The sequence below is a fragment of the Variovorax sp. AC103 genome, from assembly GCF_979254005.1.
In genome coordinates, this window is sequence record NZ_CEEDFC010000018.1 from 20897 (window position 1) to 37157 (window position 16261).

Annotated in this window: 12 protein-coding genes; 3 read left to right on the forward strand and 9 right to left on the reverse strand. The window is 67.6% G+C overall.

The window, feature by feature from the left end:
* Window positions 1–39: 39 nt before the first annotated feature.
* The 6 genes from AC0IYU_RS23715 to AC0IYU_RS23740 all read right to left on the reverse strand — a co-directional run bounded on the left by AC0IYU_RS23715 (window position 40) and on the right by AC0IYU_RS23740 (window position 10184).
* Window positions 40–6222: an Hpt domain-containing protein gene (locus tag AC0IYU_RS23715; protein ID WP_472121732.1), complete on the reverse strand. Its 6183-nt coding sequence runs from the start codon at window positions 6220–6222 to the stop codon at window positions 40–42.
* Between the two features lie 32 nt (window positions 6223–6254).
* Window positions 6255–8573 (reverse strand): methyl-accepting chemotaxis protein, encoded by a 2319-nt coding sequence (locus AC0IYU_RS23720; protein ID WP_472121734.1) that lies wholly within the window; start codon window positions 8571–8573, stop codon window positions 6255–6257.
* Window positions 8574–8615: 42 nt separating this feature from the next.
* The gene (locus AC0IYU_RS23725; protein ID WP_435436873.1) at window positions 8616–9146 is read right to left on the reverse strand and encodes a chemotaxis protein CheW; all 531 of its coding nucleotides are present in this window, start codon (window positions 9144–9146) and stop codon (window positions 8616–8618) included.
* A gap of 19 nt (window positions 9147–9165) precedes the next feature.
* The gene (locus AC0IYU_RS23730) at window positions 9166–9531 is read right to left on the reverse strand and encodes a response regulator (protein ID WP_435436872.1); all 366 of its coding nucleotides are present in this window, start codon (window positions 9529–9531) and stop codon (window positions 9166–9168) included.
* Window positions 9531–9929, reverse strand: a complete 399-nt coding sequence (locus AC0IYU_RS23735; RefSeq protein WP_081271091.1) for a response regulator — start codon at window positions 9927–9929, stop codon at window positions 9531–9533. Before AC0IYU_RS23735 ends, AC0IYU_RS23730 begins: the two co-directional genes overlap by 1 nt.
* An 84-nt stretch (window positions 9930–10013) precedes the next feature.
* Window positions 10014–10184 (reverse strand): rubredoxin, encoded by a 171-nt coding sequence (locus AC0IYU_RS23740; protein WP_007838397.1) that lies wholly within the window; start codon window positions 10182–10184, stop codon window positions 10014–10016.
* Between the two features lie 111 nt (window positions 10185–10295).
* Between AC0IYU_RS23740 and thiD the strand changes: the two genes are divergently transcribed.
* Genes thiD through AC0IYU_RS23755 form a run of 3 tightly spaced genes read left to right on the forward strand, consistent with a single transcriptional unit; the run spans window position 10296 to window position 13036 of the window.
* Window positions 10296–11261: a bifunctional hydroxymethylpyrimidine kinase/phosphomethylpyrimidine kinase gene (gene thiD, locus AC0IYU_RS23745; RefSeq protein ID WP_472121737.1), complete on the forward strand. Its 966-nt coding sequence runs from the start codon at window positions 10296–10298 to the stop codon at window positions 11259–11261.
* 5 nt (window positions 11262–11266) lie between these two features.
* Window positions 11267–12547: a glutamate-1-semialdehyde 2,1-aminomutase gene (gene hemL, locus AC0IYU_RS23750; RefSeq protein WP_472121739.1), complete on the forward strand. Its 1281-nt coding sequence runs from the start codon at window positions 11267–11269 to the stop codon at window positions 12545–12547.
* Window positions 12548–12550: 3 nt separating this feature from the next.
* Complete coding sequence (locus AC0IYU_RS23755; protein WP_472121741.1) at window positions 12551–13036, forward strand: hypothetical protein; 486 nt, start codon at window positions 12551–12553, stop codon at window positions 13034–13036.
* Window positions 13037–13158: 122 nt separating this feature from the next.
* Here AC0IYU_RS23755 and purH read toward each other — a convergent pair whose 3' ends face one another.
* Genes purH through dusB form a run of 3 tightly spaced genes read right to left on the reverse strand, consistent with a single transcriptional unit; the run spans window position 13159 to window position 16100 of the window.
* Window positions 13159–14766 (reverse strand): bifunctional phosphoribosylaminoimidazolecarboxamide formyltransferase/IMP cyclohydrolase, encoded by a 1608-nt coding sequence (gene purH / locus AC0IYU_RS23760; RefSeq protein ID WP_472121743.1) that lies wholly within the window; start codon window positions 14764–14766, stop codon window positions 13159–13161.
* A 15-nt stretch (window positions 14767–14781) separates the two neighbouring features.
* Window positions 14782–15018, reverse strand: coding sequence for a Fis family transcriptional regulator (locus AC0IYU_RS23765; protein ID WP_007838304.1), 237 nt, complete (start codon window positions 15016–15018; stop codon window positions 14782–14784).
* Between the two features lie 20 nt (window positions 15019–15038).
* The gene (gene dusB, locus AC0IYU_RS23770) at window positions 15039–16100 is read right to left on the reverse strand and encodes a tRNA dihydrouridine synthase DusB (protein WP_472121746.1); all 1062 of its coding nucleotides are present in this window, start codon (window positions 16098–16100) and stop codon (window positions 15039–15041) included.
* Between the last annotated feature and the right edge of the window lie 161 nt (window positions 16101–16261).

Here is a 16261-nt window from a genome sequence, read left to right on the forward strand (position 1 = left end):
CGCGGCCCCTTTTGTCTGGTCGGTGCCGGACGGCCAGCGTCAGGCTGCGGCGGCCAGGGCCGGTTCGCTCGTGTACGCACGCACCAGGCGCAGCAGTTCCTCTTCCGAGTAGGGCTTGCCCAGGTAGTGGTTCACGCCCAACGTGCGCGCGTAGTCGCGGTGCTTCTCGGCGATGCGCGAGGTGATCATGATGATCGGCAGCTCGGCCAGGGCCGCGTCGGCGCGGATGTTGCGGGCCAGGTCGAAGCCGTCCATGCGCGGCATCTCGATGTCCGACAGCACCACCGCCGGGCGTTCCTGCTGCAGGCGCTCGAGCGCCTGCAGGCCGTCGGCCGCGAGCGACACGCGATAGCCTTCGCGCTGCAGCAGGCGCTGCGTGACGCGGCGCACGGTGATGGAGTCGTCCACCACCAGCACCAGCGGAACCTGCGGCACCACCGGGGCCAGGGCCACCGGCGTTTGCGGCGCATCGCCCTCGGCCGTGGCATGGGCCGGCACCGCGAGCGCGGCGGCCTGGCGCTCGCGCGCCAACTCGCCGTGCACCGCGGCCAGCGCCACCGGGTTGTAGATCAGCGCCACCGCACCCGACGCCAGCACCGAGATGCCGGCCAGGCCGGGCAAGCGAGCGAGCTGCGGGCCGAGGTTCTTCACCACGACTTCCTGGTTGCCCAGCACTTCGTCCACGTGCAGCGCCACGCGCTGCGCCGCGCTTCGCACCACGACCAGCGTGTTGCTCCTGCTGGCCACCTGTTCGCTGCGGGTGGAGTGCTGCAGCAGCGCGCCGGCCCAGTAGAACGGCACCTGTTCGCTGCCGAAGGGATGGCTGTTCTGCTCGTAGGCCGACTGGAGGTCGGTGGCGCTCACGCGCTGCACCAGCTCCACCAGGTTCGACGGCACGCCGATCGACACCTCGCCCGCGCGCAGCATCACCACGTGCGTCACGGCGGTGGTGAGCGGCAGCACCAGCTTGAAGGTAGTGCCCTGGCCGGCGGCGCTGTGCGTTTCGATGCGTCCGCCGATCGCCGCGATCTGCGAGCGCACCACGTCCATGCCGATGCCGCGGCCAGCAAGTTCGGACACCTGGCCGGCGGTCGAGAAGCCGGGCTTGAAGATCAGCTCGGTGGCTTCTTCGGGCGACAGGTCCTGGTCGTGGCCCAGCAGGCCCAGCGTGCGGGCACGCTCGGCGATGCGTTGGTGGTCGAGGCCGGCGCCGTCGTCGCGGAAGCTCACCGAGACGTCGTTGCCTTCATGGTGCAGCTCGATGACGATCAGGCCGCTGGCGTCCTTGCCGGCCTGCTCGCGTGCCTGCGCGCTCTCGATGCCGTGCGCCACGCAGTTGCGCAGCAGGTGCTCGAAGGCGGGCGTCATGCGTTCCAGCACGCCGCGGTCCATCTCGATGGAGCCGCCGACGATGTCCAGGCGCACCTGCTTGCCGGTGTCTTTAGAGGCCTGGCGCACCACGCGGTACAGGCGGTCGGAAATGCCCTCGAACTCCACCATGCGGGTGCGCAGCAGGCCGCGCTGCAGTTCGCGCGTCTGGCGCGCCTGCACGCTGAGGTCGTCTTCCGTGGCCTGCACCGTCTTTTGCAGCGTGCGCTGCACGGTGGCCACGTCGTTCACCGACTCGGCCATCATGCGCGTGAGCTCCTGCACGCGGGTGAAGCGGTCGAACTCCAGCGGGTCGAAGCTCTGCTGCGAGTCCTTGGCTTGCGCCAGGCGGGACTGCATCTGGCTTTCGGCCTGCACTTCGATGTCGCGCAGCTGCTGGCGCAGGCGGTCCAGGTTGCCCGTGAGGTCGGCGAGCGAACCGCGCAGCTGGCCCAGTTCGGCCTCCAGGCGCGAACGCGTGATGATGACCTCGCCGGTCTGCGCGACCAGGCGGTCGAGCAGCTGGGTGCGGATGCGCACGGCCTGGCCGGTCGCGGTGCGCAGCGGCTGCAGCATGGCCGGCGCGGGACGCGGCTGCAGCATGGCCGGCGCGGGACGCGGCTGCAGCATGGCCGGGGCGGCGGCATCGATGCCGGCGGCTTCGTCCGCGTCGCCGCTCAGCGGCTCGGCGGTTTCGTCGTTGGCCGGCACCGACGCGTCATGCGCCACCTGCACCAGCTGGGCGGCCGGCACGGAAGCGGTTGCCGAGGCGACGATCTGCGCCAGCTCGACCTGCGTGGCGTCGTCCGCCGCGCGCAGCGCGTCGAAAGTGGCCTGCAGGGCGTCGAGGCGCGCGAGCAGTTTTTCGATGTCGGCGCGTTCGGCGCCCTGGGAGCCCAGGACTTCGATCTCGGACTCCATGCGGTGCGCACGCTCGCCAAGGCGCATGGCGCCGGCCAGGCGCGCACTGCCCTTGAGCGTGTGCAACGTGCGCAGCACCGACGCGCGCGGCGCGCTGTCGTCGGGGTGGTGCGCCCACTGGCGCAGGGCCTCGCCCAGTTGCGGCAGCAGATCGGCGGCCTCTTCCTCGAAGATCGGGAACAGGTCGATGTCGACCGCGTCGGCCAGGTCGATGGCGTCCTCGGAGTCGTCCAGCGCCACGTCGGCCACGCTGTCGTGCACCACCACCTGTTGCGGCGGCCGGACTTCGGCGCGCATGGCGATTTCGGTGGGCATCGGCGAGGCGGCGATGTCGCGCAGCGCCTGCAACGTGCCTTCGGCCGGATCGCGCAGGAAGCCGACCGCGAACTGGTGCAGCAGGCGACGCAGCTCGTCGGCGGCGGCGACCAGCACCAGGCCCTGTTCACGCGTGCCGCTGCCTTGCATCTGCAGGTGCTGCAGCGCGGCTTCGAGCAGGCGGGCCATGCCCGACAGGCTGTGGAAGCCCACGGTGGCCGAACTGCCGGCCAGCGAATGGGCCAGCGCCACGGTCGAGTCGGGCAGGCGTTCGTGCGATTCCAGCGCCCACTCGCCCACGTCGTTCGCCAGCTGGCGCGACCACTCGTCGGCCTCGTTGAGGTAGACGTTGTAGAGCGCGATGCCGATGCGCAGCGGGCCGATGACCTTGACCTGGTCTTCGGCGCTGGCTGACACGGCGATGTCTTGCGTGACCGGCTCGGCAGGCTCGGCCGGGGCGGCCGCAACCACCGGTTCGGGCGCTTCTTCGGCGACGAGGATCTGCGCCTCGACGGGTGCCGGGGGCGCCTCGAAGATGGGCACGACCACTTCGGCGACCGCGGGTGCGGGCTCCGGCTCGGGTTCCAGTTCGAACACGGCTTCAGGCACCGCCTCCGGTTCGGGTTCCGGCGCGATGGCCAGCAACGGCTCGGGCGCTTCTACAGGCGCTTCATCGATCGTTTCGACAGGCGCCTGCACGGGCTCGTCGGCCGGTGGCTGCGCGGCTTCGATGACTTCGGGCTCGGCGGCCTGAACGGGCAGCGGCTCGGGCTCCCAGTCGAAGTCGGGCAAGGCCGTCTCGGTCGGGAGGGTCGCTTCGATGACTTCGGGAGCCGCCTCGATGGGCTCGGGTTCCGGCTCGGGCTGGAAGGCCACGGGCTCAGGGCGCGCGGGCTTCCTGGCGGGGGCCAGGAAATCGAACTCGTCGCCGCTCGGCAGGCTGAGCAGCGGTGCCGGCTCGGTGGTCTGCTTCGAATCGAAATCCTGGAAGTCGGTCGAGGCGAAGTCGTCGTCGGCTTCGAGCGCGGCGGACTTCTCGGGCTCCTGCCAGGCGAAGGTCTCGAACGACTCGGGCGCGGCCGGTGCGGCAACCGGGGCGGGCGCAGGCACGTCCTCGGTCAGCGACAGATCGGGCAGGTCCGGCAAGGTGGGCAGCGGCGGCAACGAGGCCGCAGGCGCCGGCGTTTCCGCTGCGATATGGCGCGCGGCGACCGCCAGGGCATCCGCATCGGCCAGGCGCACCGGCGGTGGCACGGGCTCGCCGGCCAGCAGCGCGTTGGCCACGCGGCTGAACTGCGCGGCCTGCCAGCCGTGGGCTTGCCCCGAAGCGATGGCTTCGACCCACTGGCTGAAGTCCTTCAGCGTTCTTTCGGTGCCCGACAGCAGTTCCGGCGTGGCGGCGCGCTGGTCGGCCAGCCAGGTGTTGACCACCTGTTCGAGCGACCAGGCGGCGTCGCCGAAGTCGGTGAGGCCGACCATGCGCGAGCTGCCCTTGAGCGTGTGGAATGCACGCCGCAGGATCGTGAGTTCTTCGGTGTCGTCCGGGTAGCTGGCAAGTTCTGCAATGGCGGCCAACCCGGCTTCCACCACTTCGCGGGCTTCGTCCAGGAAGATGTTCTGCAGGTCGTCTTCTTCGAGCTCGGTGACTTCGGTGTCGGGCAGCGCCGACGGGCCGGAGATCTTGTTCGTCCAGCTGTCGGCCTTGTTGCTGAACTCTTCGATCGGCGAGACCTTGGCCTTGCGGTTGGGCGTGGCCAGCGCGGCGAGCTTCGACGCGATCTGGGCGTCGACTTCCTCGATGCTGAGCACGGCGGCGGCTGCCGGGGGCTGGCTCTGTGCGGCGCTGTCGGCAGCCGTGCTGTCGGTGGACTGGCGGCCCATGAGCGGCTTGAGTTCGCCGGCTTCGGCGTCGAACACGAACAGGCGCTTGGCCAGTGCGGGCTGGTAGCCCAGCATGTCGATCAGGAAACCCAGCGCGCCCAGGTTGTTGCCCAGCGCGTCGAAACCGGCCATTTCCTCGGCCGGCGAGGTGCTGACGAGCATCGCCTCGACGTCGTCGCGCATGCGCTGCACGGTGAGCGCGGCCTGGTCGAGGCCGAGCACCGAGAACACGCCGCGCATCTGCATGAGTTGCGTGGGCACCGTGCCCAGCAGGCCCTTTTCGGCCGGCCGGCGGAAATACTGGTCGAGCGACTTCTCGAGTTCGCTCAGGTGGCTGCGCAGCTCGTCGACCACGGTGCCCATGGTCTGGCGGTCGCTCACGCGGCGGTACAGGTCTTCCATCCACGGCTCGAGCGGCTCGGAATGGCCGCCGTCGCGCACACGTTCGATGCGCCCGGCGAGCAGCAGGGTGCGGGAGGTGAGCTGGGGGTCGCTCGGGTCGAGGTCCTCGAGCGCGGCCTCCAGGTACAGCACCGAGGTGGCGACTTCCATCGCGAGTTCGGTGCCCGGCGCCTGGCCCGAGCGCAGGGACGCTTCGACCGCGTGGGTCAGCGCCTGCACCATCGGCTGGCTCGGCGGATGCAGCTTGTGCAGGGACTCGCCCAGCTGCGCGAAGGTGTCGGCCACCTGGCGCGTGCGGGTGATGTCGCCGCCCGAAAGCGCCGACCACATTTCCTTGGCGGTCTCGATGCGCTTGCGCGCCTGTTGCAGCACCAGCGGATCGAAGCGGCCGAACTGCTCGGCGTTGTAGTCGATGTGCGGCTCGCCGGCGATGCCCCAGGCGCTGCGCACGGCGCGCAGCGTGGCGGTGTCGTCGCCGTCGGCGGGCACGGCCTGCGCGCAGAAGAACAGCAGGTCCTGGCCCAGGCGGTCGGACACCACGCTGTCGCCGCGCGCGAGCGTGGCGTACTGCAGCAGCACGCGCGAAGCGGCACGCTTCACGTAGGAATCGGGGGCGATCAGCCCGGCGGCCAGCGCTTCGAAGAAGCCGGCGGCCAGGGTCCAGAAGCTCGCAACGCGCGGCAGCAGCGCACCGCGCCCGAGCCCCAGGCACAGCGCATGCAGCCGCCGCGCGGCCTGCACGTCGCCGGTCTTGACGAGCTGCAGCACCTCGCGGTCCAGCCGCGAGCGCACGGACGGCTCATACGCGATGGCAGCCTGCGTCAGTGCAGGCTTGACCTCGACCCAGCGCCACGCGGTGCTCCACAGGTCGGCCGGGTGCACACGTTCGTTGCCGACCAACTCCAGCACGTCGCGGTACTGGGGAAACAGCGCCACCGACGACACGGACTTGCCGGCCAGCAGGGCGTTGAGGAAATCGGTGACGGCGAAGCCGGCGCGTTCGATCTTGAGCACGGCGGCGTCGGTGCAGCGCTGCGGTTCGGCAATGAAGCCCTGCACCGCGAACTCGATGGCGCCGAGCACCAGCGCGGGCGACGGGTGTCCCACCATCTGCAGCGCGCCGACGGCCTGGTGCAGTTGCAGGCGGGCCATTTGCAGCGGGCCGCTCTCGGGCTCGGCGGCGGTGCCCACGTCGCGCACGAAGCGCCGCAACGACTTGCCCACACCGTCAAGGGATTTCTGGATTTCTCCCAGCACCCAGGCCAGCGGCCCGAGGTCTTCGGTGGCCGGCACGGTGCCGGCAAGAGGGGCCGTGGCAGGGGTTTGGATCGACACGTTGGGTGCTCGCCGTTCTTATCTGTCTGGGGTCAGGCAATCTTGAAGCGAGCCACCGAGCGGCGCAGTTCTTCAGCCATCTGCGAGAGTTCGCGCACCTGCTGGGCGGTGGTCCGCGTGCCTTCGCCGGTCTGTTCCGTCACGGCAAAAATGTGCTGGATGTTCGCTGCCACCACGTTGGCCGAATCGGCTTCGCGGGAGGCGGACTGCGAAATCTGCTCGATCAGGTCTGCCAGGCGGCGCGACACGCGGTCGATCTCGGTCAGCGCGGTACCTGCGTTGTCGGACAGCTTGGCCCCTTCGACCACACCCTGCGTGGAGCGCTCCATGGCGCCCACCGCATCCTGGGTGTCGGTCTGAATGGCCTTCACCAGCGCCGAGATCTGGCGCGTGGCGTCCGCGGAGCGTTCGGCCAGTCGCTGCACTTCCTCGGCCACCACCGAGAAGCCTCGGCCGGCTTCACCGGCGGATGCGGCCTGGATGGCGGCGTTCAGCGCCAGCACGTTGGTCTGTTCGGTAATGTCCGAGATCAGCTCGGTGATTTCGCCAATCTCTTGCGACGACTCGCCCAGGCGCTTGATCCGCTTGGAGGTTTCCTGGATCTGGTCGCGGATGGAGTTCATGCCGCCGATGGCGTTCTGCACAGCCTGCAGGCCCGAGGACGCGGCCTGCAGCGACTGGCGCGCCACCGTGGCGGACTCTTGCGCTTGCGAGGACACGCCGTTGATTCGCTCGGCCATGGTCAGCACCGACTGGCCGGTTTCGCGAATCTCGCGCAGCTGTTCGGTCGAGGCGGCCAGCAGTTCGGTCGAGGTGCTTTCCACCTGCGAAGTCGTCTGCGCCACGCGGGTGGCCGTGTTCTGCACGTTGCCCACCAGCAGGCGCAGTTCTTCCACCGTGTAGTTCACCGAGTCGGCAATGGCGCCGGTGATGTCCTCGGTCACGGTGGCTTCCTGCGTCAGGTCGCCTTCGGCCACTGTCTGCAGTTCGTTCATCAGCCGAAGAATGGCGGCCTGGTTGGCGTTGTTCACGCGGCCGGCCTCGTCGGAGGCCTGTTCGGCAGCCAGACGTTCGCGTTCGGCGACGGCGGCACGTTCGCGGCCTTCGCGCACCTGCACGAAACCGATGGCGCCGGCCAGTGCCAGGGCGGCCAGCGACAGCACGAACAGCAGCACGATGGTGCCGGCGCCCAGGCCGGTGCGGGCGGAGAGCTTGTCCTGCAGGTCGCCGAGCGATTTGCGCAGGGGTTCGCTGTCGGTCAGGATCGACGCCTGCGCTTCACGCGCGGCCACCAGGCCCTGCAGATTGCCCAGAATGGCCGAGGCCTGCGTGCGCATCTGCTCGTAGGTCTTCAGGATGGATTCGAGCTGTTCGCGCGTCTGCGGGTCGCGCGAGCCGGGGAAACGCTGCTGCGCATTGCCGTCGAGCAGGCCGCGGGTGGTTTCCTGGAAGGTGTTCAGGTCCTTGCCCAGCAGGAACACGGCGTCGGGGTTCACACCCTCGACCGTGAAGAACTCGTTGGTCGACTTGCCGATGCGCTGCGTGAGCATCACGAGCTGGCCGGCGGCCGAGATTTCGGGCAGCGTGGCGTTCTGCTGCATCTTCAGCGACGCGACGGTTTCCGTCATTTCGAGCAGCGTGGACGACTGCTGGTTGATGTCGCGCAAGGCGGCACCCACCTGGGTCAGGATCTGGCGCTGGGCCAGCACGGCCTTGGCGCTGGCGTCGGCACGGGTGACCAGCGGGTTGATCTTGTTCATCTCCTCGTCGTACTGGTTGCCCACACGTTCGAGGCGCAGCGAGTCGTCGCCGTTGGTCAGGCCCGCCACGCGGCGGGACAGGTCGTCGGAGCTTTCCTTCACTTCGACGAACGCCGAGGCGCTGCCGACGAGGGCCTGCGAGATGGACTTGGCGAGACGCTGCGATTGCATCAGCGACTGGCCGGTGGCCGCCACCTGCTGGGCGAGGCGTTCCGCGCGAAGAATGGCGGAGCCTGCCACGAGCAGCAGCAGCAGCACGACCACGGCCAGCAGGATGGCCAGGATCCGCTGCTGTTTCGCCGGGTTGGCACCCACGCTGCCGCCCGAGGCGGCGGGCGCGGGGTCGATCACCGCGGCGGCCGGCTCGTTGGCGGCGTCGCCGCCGCCCGGCAGGTCGAGGTCGCCGAAGCTGGTGTCCGTGGGCGCGGAGGCACTGCCCTTGCTGGCGAGGCGCACGGTTTTCTCGTCCGGGACCTGGACCGTATCGACGTTGTCGATCGATAGCGTGGAACCGGAGCCGTCGACGCGGGCCTTGTCGTGGCCGTTGTTGGGGGGCAGTAATTTCTTGAACTTGTCGGCGATCGAGCTCACGGTCGGTCCTTCAGGTGGTTTCCGGTACGGCGTGCCAGGGCACTACGCACCAATACTCAAAAACTGGGGTTGCTGCGAAAGCGCCTGCAGGTTGATTTCCTGCCAGCGCTCCCCTGCCGCGTCGGTGTACAGATGCCCGTGCCAGGCAGGTGCGTCTGCGCCCGGGGCTTCGGACGCCGTGAAGGCCTCCGCGCCCCGCAACCCCGCCAGTCGGTCGACCAGCAATGCGCAGTTGACTTCGAGCAGCTCGTTGAACGCAACGAGCCGCGACTGGATGCGCGCCGCCTCGGTGGGGGCCTGCGTGAGCGGGCCGCCGGCGAAGGCCGACAGCTGCACCACGCCGTAGAGGCCGCCGCGCAGGTTGGCCACACCGAGAAACCAGGGTTCCGTGTAGGGCACGGGCTGGGGCGGCGTCCAGGGAAAGATTTCGCCGGCGTGTCCCAGCGGGAAGAGGAACTTGCCCTCCCCCGCCTCAACCGCCAGCCACGTGGCTGCCACGCCCGTGGTGCGAGCCGCCTGCAGGCGGCTCGCCAGCCGGGACTGGAAGGCTCTCAGAGCGTCGCGATTCGCCATGGACTCGAAGGTCTCTCGCTCAGACCAGCGCGCTGATCTTGGACATCAGATCGGCCGCGTTGACCGGCTTCACGATGTAGTCGCGTGCGCCCTGGCGCATGCCCCAGACACGGTCGGTTTCCTGGTTCTTGCTCGTGCACAGGATGATCGGGATCGCCGCGTACTTCGGGTCGCGGGCAATGGCACGCGTGAGCTGGAAGCCGTTCTGGCCGGGCATGACCACGTCCATGAGGATCAGGTCGGGCTGCTCTTCCTCGAGGCGACGCATGGCGTCGTCGGCGTTTTCGGCGGTCTTGACGGCAAAGCCGTTCTTCTGGAGGAGGTCGGACAGGAACATCAGTTCCGTCTTGGAGTCGTCGACGACGAGGATTTTTCGAATGGGCATCACTGCGCTTCCTGTTGAACGATGCCAAACTGCTGCACGGCCTGCAGCAGCTGGTCTTTGGTGAAGGGCTTGGTCAGGTAGTCCTGGGAGCCGACCATGCGGCCGCGCGCCTTGTCGAATACGCCGTCCTTCGAGGACAGCATGACGACCGGCACGTTGGAGAAATGCGCGTTGCGCTTGATGATGGCGCAGGTCTGGTAGCCGTCGAGCCGCGGCATCAGGATGTCGCAGAAAATCAGATGCGGCTTGTGGTCGTTCACCTTGGAGAGCGCGTCGAAGCCGTCTTCCGCGAGAAGAACCTCGTGCCCGCCCTGCTTCAGAAAAATCTCGGCACTGCGCCGGATGGTGTTGCTGTCATCGATGACAAGCACCTTGTAACCTGATCCATTCGGGCCCATTGCAAATGCTCCTGCTCATGAGACTTGGAAGCCCGCCGCGCCGAACATCGACGCAGACCGCGTAGCTCTATCTATGCCATGCTTTCAGATTTCAACCATTTCGAAGTCTTCCTTGCGCGCACCGCACTCAGGACAGGTCCAGTTCATCGGAACATCAGCCCAGGCCGTGCCTGCCGCGATGCCGTCTTCCGGCACACCAACCGCTTCGTCATAGATCCACCCACAAATCAGGCACATCCAAGTTTTCGTATTCATCGGAGCTTAAAGTCCTTGTTCATTAAATGCAACGAGTGTATCTATGCGTATCTCACTGGCCGACCGTAAACGTCGCGCCTATGCCACCATCCAGGGGATTCAGCCCGGCGTATGACCATCTACCTACTTCCAGCAGATAACGCCCGCAAACCGGGCGATCTTAACGACCCCTCGCAGGACGACGGCGAGGTGTCCGAGCGCGACCTGAATCCCCCCTGCGTGCTGGTGTTCAATGCGAGCGATCCCAGCGGGGCGGGCGGCCTGGGCGCCGACGCGCTGGCCATGGCGTCGGTGGGCGCACACATCCTGCCTGTGGTGACGGGCGCCTACGCCCGGGACACGGCGGAGATCTTCGACCACTTTCCCTTCGACGAAGAGGCCATCGCGGAGCAGGCGCGCGCCATCCTGGAAGACGTGGAGGTGCAGCTGATCAAGGTCGGCTTCGCCGGCTCCCCCGAGGCACTGAGCACCATCGCCGAGACCGCGGCGGACTATCCCGAGGTGCCCGTGGTGGCCTACATGCCCAACCTGTCGTGGTGGGACGAGAACCTGATCGAGCCCTACCTGGACGCATTTCGCGAGCTGGTTTTGCCCCAGACAACGGTGTTGGTTGGAAACCACAGCACCCTGTGGCGCTGGCTGCTGCCGGACTGGAGCGGCGAGCGCCCGCCCGGCGCGCGCGACATCGCCAAGGCCGCCGGGGAGTTCGGCGTGCCCTACACGCTGGTGACCGGCATGGTGCTGCCCGAACAGTTCTTCGACAACGTGCTGGCCTCGCCGCAGTCGGTGCTGGTCAGCGAGAAGTACGAACGGCTCGAGGCCGTCTTCGCCGGCGCCGGCGACACCCTGTCGGCCGCGCTGGCCGCCCTGCTGGCCAGCGGCACCGACCTCGTGGCGGCCACCTCCGAGGCGCTGGCCTACATGGACCGCTGCCTCGACGCGGGCTTTCGCCCCGGCATGGGCCATGTGCTGCCCGACCGCCTGTTCTGGGCCGAGCCCGAAGACGACGAAGACGATGGCGACGAACCCGATGTCCCGCAGGACTTCGCCCTGCCCCCCCACGACACTCGACACTGATACCGATGACTGACCAGAACGACATTCTTTTCGAGCGCGCCCGCGCCGTGATTCCCGGGGGCGTGAACTCGCCCGTGCGCGCCTTCAAGGCCGTGGGCGGTACGCCCCGCTTCATCAAGCGGGCGCAAGGCGCCTACTTCTGGGATGCCAACGACAAGCGCTACATCGACTACATCGGCTCCTGGGGTCCGATGATCCTGGGCCACGGCCACCCCGCCGTGGTCGAGGCGGTACAGAAGGCCGTGCTCGAAGGCTTCTCGTACGGCGCGCCGACCGAACGCGAGATCGAACTGGCCGAAGCCATCCTCGCGCTGGTGCCGTCCATGGAAATGGTGCGGCTCGTGAGCTCCGGCACCGAGGCCGCCATGAGCGCCCTGCGCCTGTCGCGCGGCGCCACCGGACGCAAGAGCATCATCAAGTTCGAAGGCTGCTACCACGGCCATGCCGACGCGCTGCTGGTGAAGGCCGGCTCCGGCCTGGCCACCTTCGGCAACCCGACCTCGGCCGGCGTGCCGCCCGAAGTGGTGCAGCACACGATCGTGCTCGAGTACAACAACCTGCAGCAGCTTGAAGACGCCTTCTCGCTGCACGGCAACGACATCGCCTGCCTGATGATCGAAGCCATTGCCGGCAACATGAACTTCGTGCGCGCCACGCCCGAATTCGCCCAGCGCTGCCGCGAGCTCTGCACGAAGCACGGCGCGCTGCTGGTGTTCGACGAGGTGATGACGGGCTTTCGCGTGGGCCTGCACGGCGCGCAAGGCGTGCTGGGCATCAAGCCCGACCTCACGGTGCTGGGCAAGGTCATCGGCGGCGGCATGCCGCTGGCAGCATTCGGCGGCCCGCGCGCGATCATGGAACAGCTCGCGCCGCAGGGCCCGGTCTACCAGGCCGGCACGCTGTCGGGCAACCCGGTGGCCACGGCCTGCGGCCTGGCCACGCTGAAGGAGATTGCCAAGCCCGGCTTCTACGAAGCGCTCGGCAAGAAAACGCGCTCGCTGGTCGACGGCCTGAAGGCCGCAGCGGCGGCCGAAGGCCAGCCCTTCAACGCCGACAGCGAAGGCGGCATGTTCGGCTTTTTCCTCATGAAAGACCTGCCGCAAAACTATGCCACCGTGATGACAACCGACAACGCCAGGTTCAATGCGTTGTTTCACGGTTTGCTCGATCGCGGCGTGTATATTGCCCCCGCGCTCTACGAGGCAGGCTTCGTGAGCGCAGCGCACGGGGAGGAAGATATCGCAGCCACCATAGAAGCGGCACGAGAGATTTTCAGAACGCCTTAGTCCATGAACGCCCTGCGCCTGCTGCCGGTAGCGAGTGTTGCTCTTTCCGCTCTTCTTCTACCCGGCCTGGCGCTTGCGCAGTCCGCCTTCGACCCGAAGAACATCTGGGTCAACCCCGGCTTCTATTCGGCGCACTTCGACGGCGGCAAGGGGCTGGAGAACGTCAACCAGGGCTTCGGCATCGAGTACCCGCTGAACGACACCTACCGCGTCACGGCGGGCACCTTTCGCAACAGCGACCGCCGGCAGTCGAACTACGTCGGGCTCTACGTGCTGCCCTTCGAGTTCTACGGCGTGAAGTTCGGCGCGGTGGTGGGCGGCTTCGACGGCTACCCCAACTACCGCAACGGCAACTGGTTTCCGGCCATCCTTCCGACGGCGGCCATCGAAGGCAGGAACTGGGGCCTGAACATCGCCTATGTGCCGACCATCAAGAACCGCCTCTACGGCGCCATCACTTTCCAGCTGAAGTACCGGTTCGGGGAATAGGCTCGCCCCCAGGCTGCGCGCACTTCGCGTCGCTTCGCCAACCCCCTAGCGGGGGCAACACCAGCGGCCCGGCAAAGCCAGCCGGTTCCGCGGTGTTCTTGAAAGAAGCCGAAGAAGCCCGGTCAATGCCGGAAGTGGCGCACGCCCGACAAGACCATCACCACGCCGCGCTCGTCGGCGGCATCGATGACTTCCTGGTCGCGCATCGAGCCGCCCGGCTGGATGACGCAGCTCGCGCCCGCATCGACCACCACGTCGAGGCCGTCGCGGAACGGGAAGAAGGCGTCGCTGGCCACGGCCGTGTCCTTCAGCGACAGGCCTGCGTGCTCAGCCTTGATGCTGGCGATGCGCGCGGAGTCGAGGCGGCTCATCTGGCCGGCGCCCACGCCCATCGTCATGCCGTTGGCGCAGAACACGATCGCGTTGCTCTTCACGTACTTGGCGACCTTCCAGGCGAACAGCAGGTCTTGCAGCTGCTGCGGCGTGGGTTGTTTCTTGCTCACCACCTTGAGGTCGCTGGCCGCGAGCTCGTGGTTGTCGGCGGTCTGGATCAGCAGGCCCGAGCCGACGCGCTTCACGTCCATGGCGTTGCGGCCGTTGTCCCAGTCGGTGGCACCGCCCTTGGGCAACGCAATTTCGAGCACCCGCACGTTCAGCTTGGCCTTGGTGGCCTGGAACACTTCGAGCGCCTCGGGCGTGTAGCCCGGCGCCATCAGCACTTCGACGAACTGCTTGGCGATCTCCTGCGCGGTGGCGCCGTCGACCGGGCGGTTGAAGGCGATGATGCCGCCGAAGGCCGAGGTCGGGTCGGTCTTGAAGGCCTTGCCGTAGGCCTCGGCCGCATCCTTGCCGATGGCCACGCCGCAGGGGTTGGCGTGCTTGACGATCACGCAGGCCGGCACGTCGAAGCTCTTGACGCATTCCCATGCAGCGTCCGCATCGGCGATGTTGTTGTAGCTCAGTTCCTTGCCTTGCAATTGCTTGGCCGACACCAGCGAGCCGGGCGCCGGATAGAGGTCGCGGTAGAACGCGGCTTGCTGGTGCGGGTTCTCGCCGTAGCGCAGGTCCTGCACCTTCACGAAGCGGCCGTTGCTTTGCGCCGGGAACAGCGTGCGCGTGGGCGCGGCCTGCCCGATGCTGGCGTCGAAATCGATGGCCGAGAGGTAGTCGCTGATGGCGCCGTCGTAGTCGGCGATGCGGTTGAACGCGGCCACCGAGAACGCGAACTTGGTCTTGTCGCTGAGCTTGCCGCCGGCCTTCAGTTCGGCCAGCGCCACCGCGTACTGCGACGCGTCGGTCAGCACGCCCACGTCCTTCCAGTTCTTCGCCGCGCTGCGCACCATGGCCGGGCCGCCGATGTCGATGTTCTCGATGGCGTCTTCCAGCGTGCAGCCGGGCTTGGCCACGGTGGCTTCGAACGGGTACAGGTTGACCACCAGCAGGTCGATGGTGTCGATGCCGTGTTCCTTGATGGCCGCCACGTGCGCGGGCAGGTCGCGACGCGCGAGCAGGCCGCCGTGGATCTTGGGGTGCAGCGTCTTCACGCGGCCGTCGAGCATTTCAGGAAAGCCGGTGTGGTCGGCCACCTCGGTCACCGGCAGGCCGGCGTCGGCCAGCAGCTTGGCGGTGCCGCCGGTGGACAGCAGCTTGATGCCCAGCGCATGCAGCGCCTGGGCGAATTCGAGAACGCCGGTCTTGTCGGAAACGGAGATGAGTGCAGTCTGAGCCATGGATGTGCCGTGGAGTTATTTCAAAAGTTTGTGTTCGACCAGCTTCTTGCGAAGGGTGTTGCGATTCAGGCCCAACCATTGCGCGGCCTTCGACTGGTTGCCTTCGGCGCGCGTCATGACGACATCGAGCAGGGGTTTCTCGACCACGCGCACGAGCATTTCGTACATGCCGTCGGGTTCGGTGCCACGCAGATCGCGAAAGTAGCTGTCCAGACTGGTGCGCACGCAGTCCTCGATGTGTTTCTTGCTCATTGCTTTTCTTCTCTTCTCTCTCAATCGACGGCGCAAGCCGCCTCCTCTTCACCGGACAGTTCTTCGTCCGCCTCGTGTTGTTCGGGCATGCGCGCCATGCGGTCCGCCAGCCCGTCGAAATAGTCGCCGACCGCGCGCAGCTGCGCCGCACAGTCTTCGATGGTGTTCATTCGCGCGCGAAACGCCTCACCGTCGGGCAAGGTCTTCACGTACCAGCCGATGTGCTTGCGCGCCGTGCGCACGCCGCTGTAGTCGCCGTACAGCGCGTAGTGCTCCACCAGATGGTCGAGCAGCAGGCGGCGCACGTCCACCACGAGCGGCGGTGCACGGTGCGTGCCGGTTTCCAGGAAGTGCGCGATCTCGCCGAAGATCCAGGGCCGGCCCTGCGCGGCGCGCCCGATCATCACCGCGTCGGCGCCGGTGGCCGCGAGCACGTCGCGCGCTTTCTCGGGCGAACGGATATCGCCGTTGGCCACCACCGGCACGCGCACCGCGGCCTTCACGGCCGCGATGGTGTCGTACTCGGCATGGCCCTTGTAGCCCTGCTCGCGCGTGCGGCCGTGCACGGTGAGCATCTGCACGCCGGCCGATTCGAAGTCGCGCGCCAGCTTCACCGCGTTGCGGCGGTCGTGGCTCCAGCCGGTGCGCATCTTCAGCGTGACCGGGACGTTGAAAGGCTGCGCGGCATCGACCACGGCCTGCACGATTTCCAGCGCCAGCGGCTCGTCGCGCATCAGCGCCGAACCGGCCCACTTGTTGCAGACCTTCTTGGCCGGGCAGCCCATGTTGATGTCGATGATCTGCGCACCGCGCTCGATGTTGTAGACCGTGGCCTCGGCCATCATCGCCGCGTCGGTGCCGGCGATCTGCACCGCGATGGGGCCCGGCTCGCCGTCGTGGTTGGCGCGGCGCGAGGTCTTCAGCGTGCCCCAGAGTTCCTTGCGCGAGGTGACCATCTCGCTGACCGCATAGCCCGCGCCCAGTTCACGGCACAGCATGCGGAAAGGCCGGTCCGTCACGCCGGCCATGGGCGCGACGAACAGGCGGTTTTCCAGCGTGTGGGTGCCGATCTGCAAGGTCATTTGGAAGGGGAGCGGTGCGCGTTCGGCTGCTGAAAAATGAGGCACGATTGTAGCCACGCCGCATTTCAGCGACTGAAACGATTTGCGCCCTGGGTACCCGTGTAAATACGGGTGTTTCGCGGCGCTTCCTCCGACGCGGGTGCGACGTGAGCGCTGCCTAT